Origin of the sequence: Pantoea sp. GM_Pan_3 (assembly GCF_026541045.1) — a bacterium.
In the GTDB taxonomy this organism is placed as follows: domain Bacteria; phylum Pseudomonadota; class Gammaproteobacteria; order Enterobacterales; family Enterobacteriaceae; genus Pantoea; species Pantoea anthophila.
In genome coordinates, this window is the sequence record NZ_JALNVA010000005.1 from 222,200 (window position 1) to 240,765 (window position 18,566).

Consider the following 18,566-nt stretch of genomic DNA (forward strand, 5'->3'; position numbering starts at 1 on the left):
GGTACGTGAAATAAATACGCCGTGGCGAGTGCCACGGCGACGATATTATGCAGACTGCCACTCGCTTTCAACGTCAGCTTTGGCTTTAGAAAGGATGACTTTATTATCGTCAACCTCTTTCACCCAGCTGAAAGGAATAATGTGGTGTTTGCCGCCCGCTTCCGGATCGCTTTTCGCCAGCTTAATTTTGTCGTCACCTTCGAAATGATCGACGATACCGACATGTTCACCGTTAACATCAACAACCTGGGCGTGATCTAAAATTTCTGATTTATCTACCATGGTGGCTTAATCCTTATATTTAATGAGTTCAGTTGCCGTCAGACAAAACAAGCCTGGCTGTTAAATGCCGTTTTAGCCAGGCGATTAACAAAATGAAATAGTTAAGCTGACTGGCCCTGATGGCGATGATGATCAGACCGATGACCTCGCTGCAGGCCAGCCTGCAGGCGTTTTACCTTACTGAAAGGAGTGACCATGAGAGCAGTCAGTTCAATAACGGCCGAAGGCGGCGTCTGGATTAATCAGCCGCCGGTACACAGTCTGGATGGTGAAACATTGCAGTTTGAAACCGCGTTAAACAGCGATTTCTGGCAGCGCACCTGGTACGGCTTCGAACGGCACAGCGGCCATGCATTTGGCTTCTGGGTGGAAAATGATTTTACCGTTCAGGTGCAGGTGAGGGCGGACTTCAGCCAGCTCTACGATCAGGCCGGTCTGTTTATTCAGGACAGTGAAACGCACTGGGTTAAAGCAGGCATTGAGTTTAATGATGACCAGCCTGCCATCGGCAGCGTGGTCACGCGCGAGTTTTCTGACTGGTCTACCGGTGTTTTCCCCGGTGATGCGCGTCAGTTCTGGATGCGCGCGACGCTGGAAAAGGCGGCATTGCGAATCCAGTACTCCACCGACGGCCTGACCTGGCCACTGTTGCGGCTCTGTCCCTGGCCCGGTCAGGCGCGGCGTTTTGTCGGTGTGATGGGCTGCTCGCCGGAGCGGCAGGGACTGGCGATCCGTTTTTCCGACTTCAGGCTGGGGCCTCCCCTCAGTAAAGAGTTGCACGACCTGTCATAACCGGGGCGGCACATTGCATATCGTCGCGGAATCGGCTTAATTGTCAGGTCAGAATTTGCGGTGACGCGTCGTCCATGCAGGACGACGCCTTTTCAGGGAAAGCTATGCGCTGTGCCACCTCGTTTACCACACTGCTGGTTATCAGCTGCTGCGCCGGATGGGCTCAGCAGGCCGCCGCGGATACCGTCTGGCTGAATAATGGCGACCGGCTAACCGGCACCATCCGTTACCTGAGCGATGGCAAGCTGGCGATAGAGACACATTACGCCGGCACGGTCACGCTGGACTGGAATGCGGTCAGCACCCTCGCCAGCGACAATCCGGTGAATGTTGAAAACAAAAAAACCGGTGAACATTATCAGGTGCGGCTCTCCTCCTCGGATCCCGGCTACGTCTGGGTGGAGCGCGACGAGCAGGAGCAGCAGGTCTCCGTCAGGCGCATTGATGAGTTTATGAAAGCCAAAGTCCGCAGCGATCAGCTCGCCTGGACCGGCAACATCGACGCCGGTATGAAGGTCAAAAAGGCCTCTACCAAAACGGACGACTACAGTTTTGCGCTCAACACCAAGCTGAACCAGGGAAAATGGCGGCATGATATTGGCGCAACCTACAATCGCGAGCAGGAAAATGAGAGCGTCAACACCGACAACTACAGCCTGCGCTACGCCGTTGACTATCTGTTCCGGGAGCAGTTCTTCTGGCAGGCCCGCGCCACCTATAAGCGCGACTGGGTGGAGAATCTGTCGCGCCAGGCACTGATTGGCACCGGTCCCGGCTATCAGCTGTGGGACACCGAACTCAGCAGCTTCTCACTCTCCCTGCTGGGTGGCGCCTTTGAGTATGGTTACAGCGATGACCGGGAGGAGCGCCACTTTGGCGGCTCGCTGCGCTGGAACTATCAGCGCTATCTGCTGGGCAAATCGGTCACGCTCTACAGCAACGGTGATGTCGGTCATTCGCTGGATGACGACGGCGTATTCATGCTGGATGCGGAAGTTGGCCTGCGCTACAGCCTGACCTCCTGGTCGACCCTGCATGTTGGCTACCATCGTAATCTGGTCAGCGGCATTCCTGATACCCTGAACGAAGGGATCTTCTCCACCGGATTAGGCCTGAAGTGGTAACCCGCTGACGACACACTGTTGCAGCAAATCCTTACGGTTTTTATCCGGTTACGGGCGCGGGATTGGCTAAGCTGCTTCTATTGTCACAACGGGAACACAGAAGATGATCGTAAGCAGCAGGGTGTATCGTCCGGGATGCGCGGGCGAAGAGATAGACGTTGAGGATATCAGCGACGTGATTAAAGAGCCGGAGGCGTTTATCTGGCTCGGCCTGTGGCAGCCAGACGCGGCGTTTATGGCGAAGATCAAGGAAGAGTTCGGACTTCACGAACTGGCCGTTGAAGATGCGCTGAATGCGCATCAGCGGCCCAAGATCGAACATTATGGCGAGTCGCTGTTTATCGTGGTGAAAACGGTGCGTGCGAAAGATGACAGCTGTGAACTGGGCGAAACCCATTTCTTTGTCGGAAAAAATTTCCTGATCAGCATCCGTCACGGTGCCTCGGAGAGCTACAGTCCGGTGCGCGAGCGGGCGGCTGAAAATCCGGCGCTGCTGAAACTGGGGCCGGGTTATCCGCTCTACTGCCTGCTCGATTTTATTGTCGACCGTTATGCCGAACTCTCCACCTCGCTGAACGAACGCGTCGGGCAGATGGAGAACGATCTCTTCACCAGCGAATTTGACCGCCGATCGGTACAGGCGGTCTATACCGTGCGGCGGCAGCTGCTGAAGCTGCGCAATGCGGCACTGCCGCTGGAGGAGATCTGCAACCAGCTTATTCACCTGCATGAGGATCTGATCCCACGCCCGCTGCGCGCCTATATCCGGGACGTGCAGGATCACGCCCGCCATGTGGTGACCGATGCGGAGGATATGCGCGAGATGCTCACCAGTGCCATGCAGGTCAATCTGGCGCTGGTGACGGTGCAGCAGAATGAGGTGGTGAAAAAGCTGGCGGGGTGGGGCGCCATCCTGGTGATCCCGACCGTGGTGTTCAGCATGTATGGCATGAACTTCGAACATATGCCGGAGCTGAAGTCGCATTATGGCTATCCGCTGGCAGTCGGGCTGACGCTGCTGGCCTGCGGCGGATTGTGGGCCAGGCTGCGTCGCTCCGGCTGGCTGTAGGGCAATCCAGAGGCGGACGAATTAATTCTCCGCCTCGCTTAATGCTTATTTTCGTTATTTAAGCGCAGCGCATCCGATAGGGCGATAATATCTTTTTTTATCGCTGTTCACCGGATGGCAATTAATGTGGTTCTGCACGTGCTTTTATTCTTTCCCGGTCGATGCTGGCTGAACTTTTATTTCTTCACTACGATAAACTGACAAAACGAGAGGCGACTTACCGTCTGGCGAAATAAGCCTGACGCTGATGAGAGGCAATAAGATCAGGAGAGAGTCAGATGAAAGAACGGCTTGCGGCGGCGTGTCTCTCCTCATCCGTCACGCACTCCGGCGGATCTGAGGATTCGGGACGATACTGCCATGAATGACAGCGACTGGGTGCTGGCAATTGCCCGGACGCAGTTTGCGCTGACCATGGGCATGCATATTACGCTGGCGGCGCTGACGCTGGGACTGGCCCCCTTTCTGGTGTGGTTTGAGGCGCGCTGGCTGTGGGGAAAGCAGCAGGCTGCACGGGATGCGCTGCACTTCTGGCTGACGCTCTTTTCCCTGACGGTGGCGATAGGTGCCGCCTCCGGCGTCGTCATGGAGTTTCAGTTCGGCACGCACTGGGCGCGCTTTTCACAGCAGGCCGGCGGCGTGATTGGGCCGTTAATGTTCTATGAGGTGCTGGTCGCGTTTTTTCTCGAATCGGCCCTGACCGGAGTGATGCTGTTCGGCTTCAACAAAATCCGGCCCGGCGTGCATTTTGCTGTGACCTGTCTGGTGGCGTTCGGCGCGCTGCTCAGCGCCTTCTGGATTCTGGCCGCTAACTCATGGATGCAGACGCCGGTCGGCTTTACGCGCGCTCCGAACGGGGTTTTTCTGGCGGACAGCTGGCGGTCGCTTTTGCAGGCTCCCTCCTTTGTGTGGCGCTTCAGCCATATGGTGGTCGGGTCGCTGATTGCCGTGGCGGTGATGATCGCGGGCGTGGCGGCGTGGCGACTCCGCTATTTCAGCGGGGAGGCGGCTTCACGTCTGATGCTCAACAGCGCGCTGACGTTGCTGCTGTTTGCGGTGCCACTGCAGATCGTTCTCGGCGATCTGCACGGTGAAAACACCCGTGACTACCAGCCTGCTAAACTGGCTGCGATGGAAGGCAGCTGGCACCAGCCAGCCCACGGTGAGGGGGAGCCTTTGCGGCTGTTTGCGCTGCCGGACCAGCAGGCGCAGCGCAACGTTCTGGAGGTCACTCTGCCCGCACTCGGATCGCTCTATCTGCGCCACAACCTCTCCGGCCACATTAAAAGCCTGAGCGAGTTTCCCGCGGATGACATCCCCCCGGTGCTCCCGGTCTTTTTCGCTTTTCGCCTGATGGTGGGGCTGGGGGTGATTATCCTGGTGACCACGCTGGCGGCGAATCTGCAGCGCTTGCGGGGAGGGCTGACCACGTCGGGGCGCTTTCTGCGCTGGCTGACATGGCTCTCACCGGCGGGCTTTATTGCCCTGCTGTCAGGCTGGGTCGTGACCGAAGTCGGGCGTCAGCCGTGGACGGTCTATGGCCTGTTACGCACCGCACAAAGCGTCTCGCCGCTGTCACTCAGCAGCACGCTGGGCATCTTCGTGGCGGTGCTGCTGATCTATGCGCTGACCTTCGCCCTCGGCTTACGCTATCTGCTGCGCCGGGTTAAAGGTGAGATGCCATCGGGCGAACCGGTGGTGATTGCGCTGAAAACGCCCCATTAGGAGAGTGCCATGGCCGATCTCTCTGCGCTGATTATCTGTCTCTCTCTGCTGCTCTACCTGCTACTGGATGGCACGGATCTGGGCGTGGGGATGCTTTTCTGCTGGTTTCACGATGATGAACAGCGTGAACTGATGACGCACAGCATTCTGTCGGTGTGGGATGCGAATGAGACCTGGCTGGTGCTGGCGGCGGGTGGGCTGCTGGCGCTGTTTCCGCCGGTCTATGCGCTGCTGTTCAGTCAGCTGAGTGTCCCGCTGTTTGCCATGCTGCTGGCGCTGCTGGTGCGGGCGATGGCACTGGAGTATCGCGCTCAGAGTTCTCCCCGCCTGCGTCGCTGGCTGGATCGCCTCATGGCGGGCAGCTCCGCGCTGGCGACCTTTATTCAGGGCTGGTGCGCCGGCATGATCATCAGCGCTCAGCCGCAGACCGGCCTGCCGGATGGGCTGAGTCTGGTGCCGCTGCTCAGCGGCGCAGGCCTGATGGCGATCAATTCGCTGCTGGCCTGCTGCTGGATTGGCTGGCGCATTGGTGATCGGGTACAGCCGCTGGCGGCGGCACTGAGCTGGCTGTGGTGGCTGCTGGCGCTGGTTATTTTTCTGGCCGACCTCTATCTCAATGCCGATCTCTGGCGGCAGAGCTGGCAGCGACCGCCGGGCAGGATCGCGGCAGGCGCGATAGTATTGCTCTGGATCGCCCTGCCGGTGGCCTTGTGGCGCGCCAGGCCGCTACTGCAACTCATTCTGACGCTGATGCTGATTAGCGCACTCTTTAGCGGCGTATTGTGTGGCCTCTATCCATGGCTGGTGCCCTACCAGTTTACGCTCAGCGACAGCGCCGCTTCACCGGTCACGCAGGGTTTTGTGCTGGTGGGAGCGGTGATTGCGATGCCGCTCACGCTGCTCTACCACAGCTGGTCGTTCTGGGTTGAGCGCCGCGCGAAATAATGCCCGTCCGCTATGCTTCAGGCAGCGTGCTGCAGAGGCGGGTACGCTTACCAGAGGGAATGAGAGTGAAGAGAGATCGCATTGTGAGTCGGGACTACCCGATAAAAGAAGATCTTCGCTGGGTACGGCGTGAATGGCTGATTCAGCGGGCAGGGGAGTATCTGTTAATTCTGCTGGTGATTCTGGGGGCGTGCGGCCTCTTTTCTAAAGGGGTGCTGAGCGAGGGTCATAGCCGGTCGCCAGACGGCACACTTCAGGTTGAATATGAACGGTTCGGCCGGACCGAAAGCAATATGGATATGCGGATTGGCTACAACGCACCCGCCGGCGATCGCTTCACGATCACGATTGGCGGCGGCGCGCTGAATAATCTGCAGATCCAGACGCTGCAGCCGCAGCCGCTGGAAGCCGTGACGATCGGCAGCGATCTGCGGCTGACCTTTTCCAGCGGTGACACCGGGGCGGATCACGCAATCTGGCTCGGCCTGCAGCCACGCGATGCGGGCCTGATCCACGTCACGATTCAGGGCGATGATCACGCGCCGGCCCGATTTACCCAATGGATCTATCCCTGACAGAGGCACTTTATGGAAACGGTTTTACGCGCTGCAGCGATCTACCTGGTTCTGATGGTGGTGTTCAAAATTGCGGGCAGACGCACGCTGTTGCAGATGACCTCTTTCGATCTGATTCTGCTGCTGATTATCAGCGAAGCCACGCAGCAGGCGCTGCTGGGCGATGATTTCTCGGTGACGGGCGCGGCGCTGACGATTATCACGCTGGTGACGATCGACATCGTACTGGGAAAACTGAAAAGCCGCTTTCCGGTGGTTGAGCAGGCGATCGATGGCGGTCCGGTGATTCTGGTGGAAAACGGCAACCTGCTGACCGAACGCATGAAGATGACCGGGATTGATCCTGACGATGTGCTGGAGGCGGCGCGTTCCGGACCGGGACTGGAACGGTTTGATCAGATTAAGTATGCCGTGCTGGAGGTCAACGGACATATTTCGGTTATCCCCCGCGCAGACAGCTGACCGCCTCTGGCGGCAGGGTTCGCCGGGCTGCAGATGCCACGCCTGGCGGGCAGGGTGAATCTCGCTTCGCTTGCTATTCAGCCGATCTGCGCCAGGCTGAGTAACCGAACCGTGTTTTATTTTCTGAGCTGGCCTGACACTCAATCAGCGTTATGCTTAACAAGTCAGGTATATAGTGAATGATTTTAACCGTTTTACGTTCTATCCGGTCACCGGCTGGCACATCGGCCCGTTAAGCGGGCACGCCGCGCTGGTGCTGCAGTTCAGCTACCTCGATCCTCAGGTCCCGCGCGCGCGATCGGCGCAGGAGTCGCTGTTTTTCGGCCTGACCATCGAGATGGCGAAAGAGCTGGTCAGCAGCCTCACCACGCAGATCAACGACGCCGAAAAGAACGGCACTCAGCATTAACCCCGCGATGTGATATCCGCTATTCCGCTGTCGGACCGGCAGGGGCATAAACCTGTATGGCCCCTGCGATCAGGCGGAAATGGGCGGGCGTCTGTCCGATAATCTCGCCGTCTGCATTGATGTAGTGGGGGCGGCGCGTTTCGATGGTGAGCGCCGTCGTGCTGAAGGTGCGCACGTTGCGCCAGCGACCCTGCGTACCCCGTCGCAGAAAGGGCAGCAGCGCAATCAGCTGCCAGCTGTGCCGGACCTCCAGGCTGTAAACGTCCAGCAGCCCGTCGTCCGGTGCGGCGCGCGCTTCGACCGTCATCCCTCCGCCATAAAAACGGCCGTTGCCCACGGAAACCTGAACGGTCCGGATGGGCATGCGCTGCTCCTCATGGATCAGGGTGGCGCTGAACGGACGGCTCTGACGCAGCAGCCGCAACGCCGCCAGAGCATAACCGCCGACCCCCCAGCGTTTTTTCGATTCTGCGGTGAGATTGCGCGCCAGCTCGGCGGAAAAGCCGATGCTGGAGACGTTGAGGAACAGATGCTGATTCACCTCCCCCAGATCGACTGCGCGCAGCTGCCCGTCAGTGATAATCTGCACCGCCTGCTCCAGCGTGGCGGGGATGCCGAGCGTCCGGGCAAAGTCGTTGGCGGTGCCCAGCGGCAGGATCCCCAGCGGCAGGCCGGTCTGCATCACGCCCGGCGCGGCGGCGTTAAGCGTGCCGTCGCCCCCGCCAACGATCACCGCATCAATGCGATGGGCATAAGCCGCGATGAGTTCGCGGTAGCTGCGGCTCTCCTCCTCAGCCGGTTGCAGCAGGGTGATACCCGCCTGAGTCAGCAGCGTCCTGGCCCTGCTGGCCGCCGCACGGCCTTTACGCGAACGCGGATTGATCAGCAGCAGGGCGGTTTTCAGAGGGTGAGACATATTTTCCGTCATCCTGATGTCAAAATGGCTGGCACGAGGCGGAAAGTACAGCATCGGTATGCGCGGTGAACAACCCTGCTTGCGCTACTTTACGTAACCACCGGCGTGCCATAAATGGCGATAAAAATCGTCTACACTACCAGGGGCGGTTCCATATCGAGGAGTGACGATGACAGAAGATGAATTCAGAAAACGATTAGCCGGAGAGGGGTTTGACGAACCACTGCTGGTGGAACGTGCGCCCGCCACCGAGCTCGACAATCATGTCCATCCCTTCGAAGCCCTGGCCCTGATCCTCAGTGGTGATATCACCATCAGTACAGAACAGGGCGAGACCACTTACCATCCGGGAGAGACGTTTCACCTGCAGCCGAATGAGCTGCATCGTGAGGCGTTCGGGCCGCAGGGCGTCCGCTATCTGGCGGGCCGGAAATATGAGTGACGGGCGGGCAGTATGACGGTTTCTGACGATCTCTTTGCCCGCCTGGCGCGCTCGCCATTCCGCCAGCGCTTTCGACTGGGGCGCGCGGAGTATGATTATGCGCTGAGTAAAGGCGAGCCGGTGTTGCGTGAGCATGCCGCAGAGTTTGTTGCACAGCGGCTGGCGCCCGCCCGGCCCGCGCGTGATGGCAAACAGACGCCGATGCGCGGTCATCCGGTGTTTATCGCCCAGCACGCCACCGCGACCTGCTGTCGCGGCTGTCTGAGCAAATGGCACAATATTGCTCAGCAGCAGCCCCTGAGCGCAGAGCAGCAGGCCTATGTGGTGTCAGTGCTGTTGCAGTGGATCAGCGATCAGATGCAGCGTCCCGCGCCGCCCGCGCGGGTGGTCAGAAAGACGACGAAGCCGGATGACGATCCGCAGCTCGCGCTCTGGTAACGGACGATCAGGCTGCCCCGGAGGGAATTTTCTGGTGAAAACTGGCCCTTTTTCATTCCTGGTTTATTCTTAAATCTTTCCTGGAATCGCTATGCCAGGATTAAAACCTACACGGCAACAATGAATACAGAGGGAATTATGAAGAAATCAATTATTGCACTGTCTGCTATTTTGCTGGCCTCGCCGGTATTTGCTGCTACCACTACCGATAACACCGTTGCGGAAGCGCACAAAGGCGCGGATACCGCTAAAGAAAAACTGCATCATGCGCAGAATCAGGGCGAAGAGCTGAAGCTGAAATCTGAGCACGCGGCGGAAGGCAAGAGCCACACCACCGGCAGCAAAATCAGCGAAGGCACCCAGAAGGGCTGGCACAAAACGAAAGAAGGTGCCGAGAAAGGCTGGGATAAAACCAAGCAGGGCGCTGAAGATCTGAAAAACAAAGCGACCAACTGATTCGCTGCCATTTCAGATAAAAAAGAACCCACCGAAAGGTGGGTTTTTTTATGGCTGCAATGCCAGGGCAGATTGCTTTGATATTGAGCCTGCCCCGGGAGCAGGGGCAGATCGGAAAGTCGCTTATACCATCCATGGCCGCTCGGCCCGCACCGTCCCTGGCGCGGGACGCTTTCCTCTTCTGACCCTGTTCCCGACGCGTTGCGCATTTTCATTGCTGCCATATTAACCGGGTCTTAAATTTTGTAGCCTCTGAAAACCCACCGAAAGGTGGGTTTTTTTATTTCCAGAGAAAATCAGGCTTTGCTGGCGGCGGCTTTTTCTTTCTCCGCTGCCGCTAAGGCTGAGACTTTCATCTCTGCGTCAGCCGCTGCTTCGGCCGCAACGGCGGCGGCTTCTGCCGCGGCCTCGGCGGCGGTCTCAGACTGTTTCTTGCCCTCTTCGATCACCTCTTCATCGATGACTTCGATGTTCTCGCGATTATCGCGACCGGAGAGCAGGTTCCAGCAGGCGATGAACAGCGCCGCAATCACCGGACCGATGACAAAACCGTTGATGCCATAAATCTCCATCCCGCCCAGCGTGGCGATCAGGATCAGGTAGTCAGGCATTTTGGTGTCTTTACCGACCAGCAGCGGACGCAGGATGTTATCCACCAGCCCCACAATCACCACGAAGAAACCGACCAGGAAGAGGCCTTTCCACACGGCACCGGTGGCAAAGAAGAAGACCGCTGCAGGCACCCAGATAATGGCGGAGCCGACGGCCGGGATCAGAGAGAGGAACGCCATCAGCGCCCCCCACAGCAGGCTGCCGTCAATGCCGGTGAACCAGAAGGCCAGCCCGCCGAGAATACCCTGCACGATGCCGACCACAACCGTGCCTTTGACCGTCGCACGCGCCACCGCGGCAAACTTCACCAGCAGGTGATGCTTGACGTAGGTCGAAAGCGGCAGCGCTTCCAGGATCAGATGCACCAGATAGGAGCCATCTTTCAGCAGGAAGAACAGCAGATAGAGCATCACGCCAAAACCGACGGTAAAGCTGAAGGTGCCCCTGCCGATGATGAATGCGCTGCCTGCCAGGTACTGGCCGCCCTTGAGGGCAAACGAGGAGAGCTTCTGCTGAATCTCTCCGGCGGTATCGAGATTATTTTCAGCCAGATAGTGTTTTGCCCAGCGCGGCAGATGCTGCAGCAGGTCGGCGAAAACCGCCGGGAACTGCGCCGAGTTGGTCTGCAGCTTGTGATAGACCGCATTGGTTTCGACCACCAGCGATGAGGCGATAATGGCCAGCGGCGTAAACACAATCAGACAGATGCAGAGCAGGGTGAGCAGTGCGGCCAGGCCATTGCGTTCCCCCAGCCGGCCCCGCAGATAACTTTTCAGCGGATGGAAAATGACCGCCAGAATTGCCGCCCATAAAATCGGCGAGAAATAGGGCGAAAGCACCTCAAAAAAGGCGAACGTGGCGATCGCCAGAATCAAAATGAAAAATCCGATGTTCAATCCTTTAAAACGCATGGAAAAACCTCATCTGGAACATACTCTGATAAACCCGAAGCACGAATTTTCCGTGTCTGGCTTCGCTTGCACTGACCGCTCATCACTGAATATCGATCAGGCTTTACTCTTTAAACGCTGCCGGTGGCAGCTTCATGCAGGCTAACGCGTTGAAATTCATGGCAGAAGCGGGGAACGGCGGATGTGCGTTCACGGCGTCGCGCCCGGACAGTCACGCACGGCAACTGACCATCACGCGCGGGATCCTACCTTAGCGTAGCGGTTTCAACCATTATTGGTAGGTCAGTCACTCATGATCGCGGCGGAATCTGCCGATAACCCGGTTAATGAGGTGAACATCGGGCGATGAAAAATGCATAACAGGATAATTCTGGCGGCGCTGCTGGCGCTGTCGCTGACAGGCTGTGCCACCAAGCACTATCCGCAGGCCACGGCGGTGACGCCGGAAGAGACGGCGATGCTCAGTTGTGGCGCGCTGGATCAGGAGCTGGTGAAAGCGCACGGCGTACAGAGCGATATTGAGCAGACCGGTCGGTTTGACGCCCTGACCGTGCTGGGCTTCGTCGGCGATTTTGGTCTGGGTAATGGCATTGCAAAATACAATGCCAGCCAGAAGGTGGCGCGGCGCGTCAGCCAGTTGCAGTCGCTGAAAGCCGCGAAGTGCAGCCAGCCTCTTGCGTAGCTGGCTGCGTCGGGTCAGCCGCGTGTCCGCTCGCTGACATGCTGCAGCCGGACATTTTCGGCGGCGCGCTTACCGGCGAGGAAAGCGTGGTCGGAATTGTAATATTCCCACTCACTGTAGCGGCCTGACAGATGGATATCCTGCGTCAGCAGCCACTGCCGGATCAGCGCCACGTTCGCACTGCGCGCATGGTCGTAGATGACGTAGGCGTAGGGCATATCGACCTCTGAGGCGCAGAGCAGCGGATCGCTCTCGCTGATCATCCCGACCCGGATGCAATCCTGACGGCAGCGTTCAATCAGCGCATCGCCCGTCAGCGGCAGCGGATGGGCGGCGTTGTAGGTGATTTCACAGGTTAAGCCGAACCCGCCGGGGGGATTGCAGTGCGGGCTGGCATTGCCCTGCACAAAGATGCGGTGAAACAGCGTGTCGCCCGGATAGTAAATCCAGTGTTTTTCGGTCAGGTCAGCCCGGCCAATGCCCAGGTTCACGCAGCGCACCGAGACAAACTGCAGCTGCTGTGCCGCCCGCTGCACATTCTCCGGCGCCTCATCGCCCATCAGTTTAATCAGTTCCGGCAGCGGCATGGTGCTGATCAACTGCTCATAGCGGTAGTGGCGTCCATCCGCCAGCAGCGCGACATGCGCCTGCGGATAAATCCGGCTCAGGGTGGCATCCGTTTCCAGTTTGCACTTCAGGTGCGGCAGAAAGCCGGACATCAGCGCCTGGAAGCCACCGCGCAGCGGATAGCCGAAGCGGGCGTTAGGCCCCACCGGTTTTGCCAGCGGCTGCAGTGCGCCATCGATAATCTGCGCCAGGTCGGGCAGCGGCACGCGTCCGCCCAGCCACGAGGTCTCCATCTCAGTCAGCGGCACTTTCCACAGTTTCTGGTTATAGGGCAGAGCAAAGTGGCGTGCGATCCCTTTCCCCCAGGTGCGCAGGATAAAGTGCTGAAAATCCTCTTCGCCTTCCACTTCACCGGCCAGGCTGCCCTCATCCGCTATCGCGCCATCGGCACAGCAGTCCCGTCGCGCCCGCGCCCGATCCAGCGGCACCGCGGGCGCGGCCGTTTCGCCATAGCGCGCCTCAATGGCGCCCAGTACGCACTCTTTTACGACCTCAACCGGCAGACCGTGCAGCGCCGACTGGAAGGGATAGCGGGTATAGATGCCGTCATTCCAGACCCAGGCCTCACGCGCCTGCCAGTGCAGATTGTCGCCGAGCAGCATCTCGTAGAGCTGCAGGACATAGGGGTCCTGCGAAAACATAATGTGACCGGCATAGTCGAAGGTAAAACCCCGATCGTCGATGGAGCGGCACCAGCCGCCCGGCGTGGCATTTTTCTCCAGCACCACCGCGCCTTCACCATAGTGATAACCGGCGCTCAGTCCGGTTGGCCCGGCACCGACAATCAGGCAGGGCACCGCTTCGCTCTCCAGCATCGCCGGGGTTAACGGCGTCACGTTCGCCTGGGCACTGGCTGGCGTGACCGGTTCACCGGCAGGCTGCGGATGCGTCAGAGCCTGCTGGATCAGGGCCTGTATCTGTTCTGCCGTGCGATCCCAGGAGGTCGCGTCCACTCTTACCTGCATGCGGCCCGCCAGCGCCAGTCGCTCAGCCGCACTGAGGGTCATCGCCTCTTCACAGGCGGCAATAAAGGCGGCAGGGGTCTCTGCCACCGCCACTTCTTCAGCGTAATGCCGCGCCACGTCCACGATGGCGGTACTGACAATCGGCAGCTGTGCCGCCATATACTCCAGCACTTTGGTGGGCGAGATGAAGCGCGTCGAGGCGTTAATGGCAAAAGGCATCAGGCAGACATCCCAGCCCGCCAGGAACTGCGGCAGCGCCTGATAAGGCTGCTGACCGAGCCAGTGAATATTGTCGCGCTGCGGCAGGCTGGCGGGATCGATTTTCACCACCGGCCCGACCATGATGATGTGCCACTCCGGATGGCTGTCCGCCAGCGCGGCAATCAGCGGCAGATCGATACGCTCATCCAGTACGCCGTAATAGCCAAGCCGCTTTGCCGGGATCGCATCCTGAAGCGGATGATGGTTACTGCGATCGCGTGCCTGCTCAAAGTGGACGGCATCCACGCTGCTGGGGAAGCAGTAAACCTGATGATGTTTATCGCGCTTTGCTTCATAGAGGCTGGAGCCGCCGGTGAACACCAGATCGGCGCGGGTCATCAGCGCCGATTCGCGCTGTTGCAGCTGGCGCGGGGCGTTGTGGAAGGCGGAGAGCTCATCCATGCAGTCGTAGATCACCAGCCGGGGTTTGAAAGGGGTGAGCAGCGGCAGGGCCATGGGGGTATAGAACCAGATCAGCGGCTCCTCATCCTCCTCCAGCAGCGGGGCGAGCAGCAGCAGCAGTGGGGCAATCTGGCTGTCGTGAAAACCGGGTGCGTCGTGGTGGGTATGCGGCTGGATCACGGTGATATTTGCTGCGGGCGAACTCTGATGCAGGCCAGGTGGTCCCGCCTGCCAGACCGGCTCCTCGACGAACAGCACGCGATAGTGCTGTGCCAGACGGGTCAGAAGCTGCTGCGGGCGCTGGAAAACAAAGCCCCAGCGTAAATGACTGAAAACGATAAGAGCGGGTTTGTTCATGACAGACTCCTGACAGGGGGATGAGGAAGGGACGATGTGCTGCAAAAAGCGTTGCGCCTGGCGCAGGGCGTCGGCATAAGGCTGCTGTAACTGGCGGGCGTAAGGATCGGACCCTGACAGGTCCAGATCCCATAACCCGCTGCGGGTCCAGAAGGTGGTCTCCTCCCAGAGGGGACGATCGAGAATCGGATAGAGGCAGATGCCGAGCATCTCCACGCCTGCCAGCTGCGCCTGCGCCACCTGGGCGGCGATCTCGCCGATCCAGGCGCCGCGTCCGCTGCCGACATGGCTGGTTTCTGCCAGCAGCAGCGGCCGCTGATAACGCTGCCAGACCTGCTGCAGCATCTCATGCAGCGGCAGGCGGCGGCTGTCGCCCAGATGCCACCAGAGTCGCTGGTTCGAACCCTGCTCCCACTGGTTGTCGTGGTAATAGTTGACGCCCACCAGATCGAGATAGCGGGGCGCGCCGCCCAGCTCCGGATCACGTCTGCCGCTCAGCATGTCCCACGCCTGGTACTGGGTGTCACACAGGGCGCGTGCCAGCCCGTCGCTGTCGGGATCGGCGGGATCGGGCACGATATGGATCAGCGGATCGCAGTGCAGCAGGCGGGCGCGCGGATCCGCCTGCCAGATCGCATCACAGGCCGCCAGCGTAGCCCGCACCAGCTGACGCTTGGCGGCATCCGCCCGATCGGGTTCAGGGATCGCCTCACAGGGGAAAACCCCGACGGAGATGCCCCAGCTGAGGAAAGAGATCTCATTCATCGGTGAATAGACCGGCGCAGACGAATACCAGGGGGCGAGAAAGCGGGCCAGGGCGCCGCAGAAGGCGGCAAACCGGCTGACAAAGTCGTCACTGAACAGCGTGACGTCAGCGGGCCAGCCGTAGTGACAGAGTGTCCAGCTGAGCTGAATACCCTGCTCACGTGCGGCCACCATCCGCGCTGCGACGGTCGAGAAGTCATAGCGTCCATCGCGTTCACACAGCCGCCAGCCCACGCTTTCACGCACCGTGCCAAGGGAAAAGGGGGCCAGGGCGGCATAATCCGACGCTGCACGGCTCTGATGCTGATTCAGATCGTTCATCGACAGCGCAAGACCGGCAGGATTGATATGATCGGCCCCTTCATAACCTGCCTGCCAGAAACTGGAAAAAGGCGTCATGGCATCTCCCGAAAAAAAGCAACACGCTTCCCGCTGACGCGCCGTCGTGAAACGGGTCAGGGCGTTATGGGTATGCAAAGCAGACTGGCCGGTCGGGCCACTCTCAACGAACGGGCGATCCCTGCCATAAGCCACAGACGCTGAATGGCAGGCATCAGCACCTGTTGCAAAATGGACGAGTGAGATAGCAGGTTTCACAGACAGCGCTATCGGCAGGAAAAAGAGTGGCTTCTCTGAATGTTAAGTGATGAGGTGGAAGCCTTACTGGAAAGTATAGGCTGGGTAATGTTCTTGGCAAATTATTGAAGTAAAAAGAAAAAACGCAGCGGCAAAAAGCAGCCAGCCAGAAACAGGAAATTTTTGCTTCCGTTTCAGTCGCCAGCAAAATAAGCGCAGCGTGAGGCGAGACTGTCCCTTTTTCAGCTTTGTTAACCTTTTCCGCAGCCTGCAGAACGGTCAGACTCGCCCGCTTCAGGCTTACAGCTTCGCTTGCCTTTTGGCGAACAGGCGACAAGCTTGACGTATCGCTGGCCTGGATCTGCGGGCCAATCAATCGGCGGCGGCGAAGAGACGCCCCCTTTAAAACAGGATGTTTAGCAGACTATGTTCTCATTCGACTGGCACCGTTTTTTGCTCAACGATCAGCCCGCCACCTTTTTGTTTGAGGTGGTGGCGCGTGTCCTGATCGCTTATCTGGTGGTATTTACCTTTCTCAAAGTCTCCGGGCGGCGCGGCGTGCGTCAGCTGTCTCTGTTTGAACTGGTGGTGATCCTGACGCTGGGTTCCGCCTCGGGTGACGTGACGTTTTATGATGATGTGCCGGTGCTGCCGGTCATTATGGTGTTTGTGGTTCTGCTGTCGCTCTACCGTCTGACCACCTGGCTGACGGCGCTCAGTCCGCGCTTTTCACGGCTGATTCAGGGGGATGTGATTACCCTGATTAAAGACGGGCTGTATGTGCTGGAAAGTCTGGATCGGCTGAATATTTCCGAAGATGAGTTCTATATGGAGTTGCGGCAGAGCGGCGTGGAACATCTGGGGCAGATCCGCCTGGCGCTGGTGGAGGTCGATGGCCAGCTCAGCCTCTATTTCTATGACGACGATGCGATGCGCGCCGGGTTAAGCGTGCTGCCTCCCGCGCACCGGCAGGATTACAGCACGGTCCCGACGAGCGGGCTTTATGCCTGCACCCATTGCGGCCAGACCCGGACCATTGAGGCAGAGCAGCAGGCAGTCTGTCCGCGCTGCCAGCGGCAGCGCTGGTCTGTGGCGCTGACCGTGCGCCGGTTGCACTGATGGCCTCAGCCTGGAAAGCTGAACCGCAGCTAAACGCGTTGCAGCTTGTTCCCGGTTGCCACATAACTTTGCCTGATACTGACAGAAAATGAAAACGCTTCGGGCAGCATAGCGTCACCGTTATCAAAGAGGTGTGCGTATGAAAGTGAGGCTGGCCAGTGGGTTACTCTTTTTACTGTTATCGTTTGGCGCGTTTTCACAACAGGTGATTAGCGAAAGTCATCCCCATTCACGCAGCGCGCGACTGCTGGAACAGGGGAGCCAGGTGGATACGGCGGATAGTCCGGATGAACATCTGCTGGAGGGACGGGAGGGGCGGAGCACTCTGCAACGCAGGCCGTTTTAAGATAACGCCCCGGCAGAGCACGCTGCCGGGGCACCAGAGAGCCGAATCTGAACGCGTCAGAGCCGCAGGTTACAGGGTGGCCTGCGTGGGTGACAGGCCAGGCACCAGAATCACCTTGCGGCACTCCTCTTCCCGTTTGTTGAAAATATCGTAGCCGCGGGCCGCATCCTCCAGCGGCAGATGATGGGTCACAATCTCTTCCGGTGTCAGGTGGCCCTGTTCAATCAGCTTAAGCAGGTCAGGCAGATAGGCGTGAACGTGGGTCTGCCCCATCTTAAAAGTCAGCCCTTTGTCGAAGGCGTCACCAAACAGGAAGCCGTGAATAAAACCGGCGTAAACGCCCGGCACGCTGACGATACCGCCACGCCGCACCGCCGCAATACACTGGCGCAACGCTTTACCGCTACTGCCCTCCAGTTTGAGGTTGCTGAGTACGGTTTCCGTCAGGCTGCCTTTCGCCTCAAAGCCCACGGCATCAATCACCGCATCCACCCCGCGATTGCCGGCGCTCTGTTCGATGATCCAGCCTGCCGGGTCATCAATTTCATCGAAGTTAATCGGGATAACGCCATAGCGTTCACGGGCAAAGTTTAAGCGGTAGCTGTTGTGGTCGATCATGTAGATCTGTTCGGCCCCCTGCTGGCGGGCGCAGGCGGCGCTGAGCAGCCCCACCGGCCCGGCACCGAAAATAGCCAGGCTGGAACCGGGTCTGACCTCGGCATTTTTCACCGCCTGCCAGGCGGTCGGCAGGATATCGGAGAGGAACAGCACTTTCTCATCCGACAGCACCGGCGGCACTTTAAACGGGCCGGTGTTGGCTTTAGGCACCCGGACATACTCAGCCTGTCCGCCGGGCACACCACCGTAAAGTTTGCTGAAGCCAAACAGCGCGGCCGGCGGAGTAATATTTTTGCGGTTCAGGATGGCACCCCGGCCGCTGTTGGTGTTCTCACAGGCGGCATACTGATTAAGCAGGCAGAAAAAGCAGTCGCCACAGGCGATAACGAACGGGATGACCACCCGATCGCCTTTGGCGACGGCCGTGACCGCACTGCCTGTCTCAACCACTTCGCCCATAAACTCATGGCCAAAGATATCACCATGGCCGGTGCCGGGAATTTTGCCGCGATAGAGGTGGAGGTCTGAACCACAAATGGCCGTGGCGGTCACACGCAGAATGATGTCATCTGCGGCTTCCAGGCCGGGATCGGGGACGTTATCCACGCTGACTTTATGCGGGCCGTGGTAGGTTAATGCTTTCATCTGTTCATCTCCTGCTGATAAGGGAAGGGCGGTCAGACCGTGAGC

Annotated in this window: 19 protein-coding genes; 14 read left to right on the plus strand and 5 right to left on the minus strand. The window is 59.0% G+C overall.

What is annotated here, in order from left to right; all coding sequences use genetic code 11:
* Window positions 1–45: 45 nt before the first annotated feature.
* On the minus strand, window positions 46–282 hold the full coding sequence (locus OXR04_RS15900) for a DUF2171 domain-containing protein (RefSeq protein WP_003854080.1): 237 nt from the start codon (window positions 280–282) through the stop codon (window positions 46–48).
* Window positions 283–477: 195 nt separating this feature from the next.
* Here OXR04_RS15900 and OXR04_RS15905 point away from each other — a divergent pair, with 195 nt between their 5' ends.
* From OXR04_RS15905 to OXR04_RS15940, 8 genes are all read left to right on the plus strand, one after another.
* On the plus strand, window positions 478–1,074 hold the full coding sequence (locus OXR04_RS15905) for a DUF1349 domain-containing protein (protein ID WP_009091561.1): 597 nt from the start codon (window positions 478–480) through the stop codon (window positions 1,072–1,074).
* Window positions 1,075–1,178: 104 nt separating this feature from the next.
* Window positions 1,179–2,198, plus strand: coding sequence for a DUF481 domain-containing protein (locus tag OXR04_RS15910; RefSeq protein ID WP_046101391.1), 1,020 nt, complete (start codon window positions 1,179–1,181; stop codon window positions 2,196–2,198).
* A 103-nt stretch (window positions 2,199–2,301) separates the two neighbouring features.
* Window positions 2,302–3,267: a magnesium and cobalt transport protein CorA gene (locus OXR04_RS15915; RefSeq protein WP_009091558.1), complete on the plus strand. Its 966-nt coding sequence runs from the start codon at window positions 2,302–2,304 to the stop codon at window positions 3,265–3,267.
* 360 nt (window positions 3,268–3,627) lie between these two features.
* The gene (locus tag OXR04_RS15920; protein ID WP_267371995.1) at window positions 3,628–4,992 is read left to right on the plus strand and encodes a cytochrome ubiquinol oxidase subunit I; all 1,365 of its coding nucleotides are present in this window, start codon (window positions 3,628–3,630) and stop codon (window positions 4,990–4,992) included.
* 9 nt (window positions 4,993–5,001) lie between these two features.
* A complete protein-coding gene (locus OXR04_RS15925; protein WP_267371993.1) occupies window positions 5,002–5,937 on the plus strand; it encodes a cytochrome d ubiquinol oxidase subunit II in 936 nt (311 codons plus the stop codon).
* Window positions 5,938–5,996: 59 nt separating this feature from the next.
* A complete protein-coding gene (locus OXR04_RS15930; RefSeq protein ID WP_111207362.1) occupies window positions 5,997–6,512 on the plus strand; it encodes a hypothetical protein in 516 nt (171 codons plus the stop codon).
* 12 nt (window positions 6,513–6,524) lie between these two features.
* Entirely contained in the window at window positions 6,525–6,974 is a 450-nt protein-coding gene (locus tag OXR04_RS15935) for a YetF domain-containing protein (RefSeq protein ID WP_009091550.1), read from the plus strand.
* A gap of 175 nt (window positions 6,975–7,149) precedes the next feature.
* A complete protein-coding gene (locus tag OXR04_RS15940) occupies window positions 7,150–7,383 on the plus strand; it encodes a hypothetical protein (protein ID WP_150029393.1) in 234 nt (77 codons plus the stop codon).
* Between the two features lie 19 nt (window positions 7,384–7,402).
* On the opposite strand, the gene OXR04_RS15945 is transcribed toward OXR04_RS15940, so the two are convergent.
* The gene (locus OXR04_RS15945) at window positions 7,403–8,299 is read right to left on the minus strand and encodes a lipid kinase (protein WP_267371990.1); all 897 of its coding nucleotides are present in this window, start codon (window positions 8,297–8,299) and stop codon (window positions 7,403–7,405) included.
* A gap of 169 nt (window positions 8,300–8,468) precedes the next feature.
* On the opposite strand from OXR04_RS15945, the gene OXR04_RS15950 reads away from it, so the two are divergent.
* The 3 genes from OXR04_RS15950 (at window position 8,469) to OXR04_RS15960 (ending at window position 9,635) form a co-directional block, all read left to right on the plus strand.
* Window positions 8,469–8,741, plus strand: coding sequence for a cupin domain-containing protein (locus OXR04_RS15950; protein WP_009091548.1), 273 nt, complete (start codon window positions 8,469–8,471; stop codon window positions 8,739–8,741).
* 12 nt (window positions 8,742–8,753) lie between these two features.
* Window positions 8,754–9,179, plus strand: a complete 426-nt coding sequence (locus OXR04_RS15955; RefSeq protein WP_046101396.1) for a DUF4186 domain-containing protein — start codon at window positions 8,754–8,756, stop codon at window positions 9,177–9,179.
* Window positions 9,180–9,317: 138 nt separating this feature from the next.
* Window positions 9,318–9,635, plus strand: coding sequence for a hypothetical protein (locus tag OXR04_RS15960; protein WP_033736382.1), 318 nt, complete (start codon window positions 9,318–9,320; stop codon window positions 9,633–9,635).
* A gap of 296 nt (window positions 9,636–9,931) precedes the next feature.
* Here OXR04_RS15960 and OXR04_RS15965 read toward each other — a convergent pair whose 3' ends face one another.
* A complete protein-coding gene (locus tag OXR04_RS15965) occupies window positions 9,932–11,158 on the minus strand; it encodes an AI-2E family transporter (RefSeq protein WP_009091545.1) in 1,227 nt (408 codons plus the stop codon).
* 352 nt (window positions 11,159–11,510) lie between these two features.
* On the opposite strand from OXR04_RS15965, the gene OXR04_RS15970 reads away from it, so the two are divergent.
* The gene (locus OXR04_RS15970; RefSeq protein WP_009091543.1) at window positions 11,511–11,840 is read left to right on the plus strand and encodes a hypothetical protein; all 330 of its coding nucleotides are present in this window, start codon (window positions 11,511–11,513) and stop codon (window positions 11,838–11,840) included.
* A gap of 14 nt (window positions 11,841–11,854) precedes the next feature.
* Here the strand turns inward: OXR04_RS15970 and OXR04_RS15975 are convergent, their stop codons facing one another.
* Window positions 11,855–15,616 carry an NAD(P)-binding protein gene (locus OXR04_RS15975; protein ID WP_267371989.1) on the minus strand — a complete coding sequence of 1,254 codons (3,762 nt, stop codon included), beginning with the start codon at window positions 15,614–15,616 and terminating at the stop codon, window positions 11,855–11,857.
* 603 nt (window positions 15,617–16,219) lie between these two features.
* Between OXR04_RS15975 and OXR04_RS15980 the strand changes: the two genes are divergently transcribed.
* Both OXR04_RS15980 and OXR04_RS15985 read left to right on the plus strand, forming a co-directional pair.
* Window positions 16,220–16,912 (plus strand): YetF domain-containing protein, encoded by a 693-nt coding sequence (locus OXR04_RS15980; RefSeq protein ID WP_046101399.1) that lies wholly within the window; start codon window positions 16,220–16,222, stop codon window positions 16,910–16,912.
* A gap of 139 nt (window positions 16,913–17,051) precedes the next feature.
* The gene (locus OXR04_RS15985) at window positions 17,052–17,258 is read left to right on the plus strand and encodes a hypothetical protein (protein ID WP_072052702.1); all 207 of its coding nucleotides are present in this window, start codon (window positions 17,052–17,054) and stop codon (window positions 17,256–17,258) included.
* Between the two features lie 69 nt (window positions 17,259–17,327).
* Here OXR04_RS15985 and OXR04_RS15990 read toward each other — a convergent pair whose 3' ends face one another.
* On the minus strand, window positions 17,328–18,521 hold the full coding sequence (locus OXR04_RS15990; RefSeq protein ID WP_046101401.1) for a zinc-dependent alcohol dehydrogenase: 1,194 nt from the start codon (window positions 18,519–18,521) through the stop codon (window positions 17,328–17,330).
* Window positions 18,522–18,566: the final 45 nt, after the last annotated feature.

What these genes read in the sequence shown, in the direction of transcription:
- OXR04_RS15900 (WP_003854080.1), bottom strand. Translation starts at nt 282, where the DNA reads ATGGTAGATAAATCAGAAATTTTAGATCACGCCCAGGTTGTTGATGTT.
- OXR04_RS15905 (WP_009091561.1), top strand. Translation starts at nt 478, where the DNA reads ATGAGAGCAGTCAGTTCAATAACGGCCGAAGGCGGCGTCTGGATTAAT.
- OXR04_RS15910 (WP_046101391.1), top strand. Translation starts at nt 1,179, where the DNA reads ATGCGCTGTGCCACCTCGTTTACCACACTGCTGGTTATCAGCTGCTGC.
- OXR04_RS15915 (WP_009091558.1), top strand. Translation starts at nt 2,302, where the DNA reads ATGATCGTAAGCAGCAGGGTGTATCGTCCGGGATGCGCGGGCGAAGAG.
- OXR04_RS15920 (WP_267371995.1), top strand. Translation starts at nt 3,628, where the DNA reads ATGAATGACAGCGACTGGGTGCTGGCAATTGCCCGGACGCAGTTTGCG.
- OXR04_RS15925 (WP_267371993.1), top strand. Translation starts at nt 5,002, where the DNA reads ATGGCCGATCTCTCTGCGCTGATTATCTGTCTCTCTCTGCTGCTCTAC.
- OXR04_RS15930 (WP_111207362.1), top strand. Translation starts at nt 5,997, where the DNA reads ATGAGAGTGAAGAGAGATCGCATTGTGAGTCGGGACTACCCGATAAAA.
- OXR04_RS15935 (WP_009091550.1), top strand. Translation starts at nt 6,525, where the DNA reads ATGGAAACGGTTTTACGCGCTGCAGCGATCTACCTGGTTCTGATGGTG.
- OXR04_RS15945 (WP_267371990.1), bottom strand. Translation starts at nt 8,299, where the DNA reads ATGTCTCACCCTCTGAAAACCGCCCTGCTGCTGATCAATCCGCGTTCG.
- OXR04_RS15950 (WP_009091548.1), top strand. Translation starts at nt 8,469, where the DNA reads ATGACAGAAGATGAATTCAGAAAACGATTAGCCGGAGAGGGGTTTGAC.
- OXR04_RS15955 (WP_046101396.1), top strand. Translation starts at nt 8,754, where the DNA reads ATGACGGTTTCTGACGATCTCTTTGCCCGCCTGGCGCGCTCGCCATTC.
- OXR04_RS15960 (WP_033736382.1), top strand. Translation starts at nt 9,318, where the DNA reads ATGAAGAAATCAATTATTGCACTGTCTGCTATTTTGCTGGCCTCGCCG.
- OXR04_RS15965 (WP_009091545.1), bottom strand. Translation starts at nt 11,158, where the DNA reads ATGCGTTTTAAAGGATTGAACATCGGATTTTTCATTTTGATTCTGGCG.
- OXR04_RS15970 (WP_009091543.1), top strand. Translation starts at nt 11,511, where the DNA reads ATGCATAACAGGATAATTCTGGCGGCGCTGCTGGCGCTGTCGCTGACA.
- OXR04_RS15975 (WP_267371989.1), bottom strand. Translation starts at nt 15,616, where the DNA reads ATGACGCCTTTTTCCAGTTTCTGGCAGGCAGGTTATGAAGGGGCCGAT.
- OXR04_RS15980 (WP_046101399.1), top strand. Translation starts at nt 16,220, where the DNA reads ATGTTCTCATTCGACTGGCACCGTTTTTTGCTCAACGATCAGCCCGCC.
- OXR04_RS15985 (WP_072052702.1), top strand. Translation starts at nt 17,052, where the DNA reads ATGAAAGTGAGGCTGGCCAGTGGGTTACTCTTTTTACTGTTATCGTTT.
- OXR04_RS15990 (WP_046101401.1), bottom strand. Translation starts at nt 18,521, where the DNA reads ATGAAAGCATTAACCTACCACGGCCCGCATAAAGTCAGCGTGGATAAC.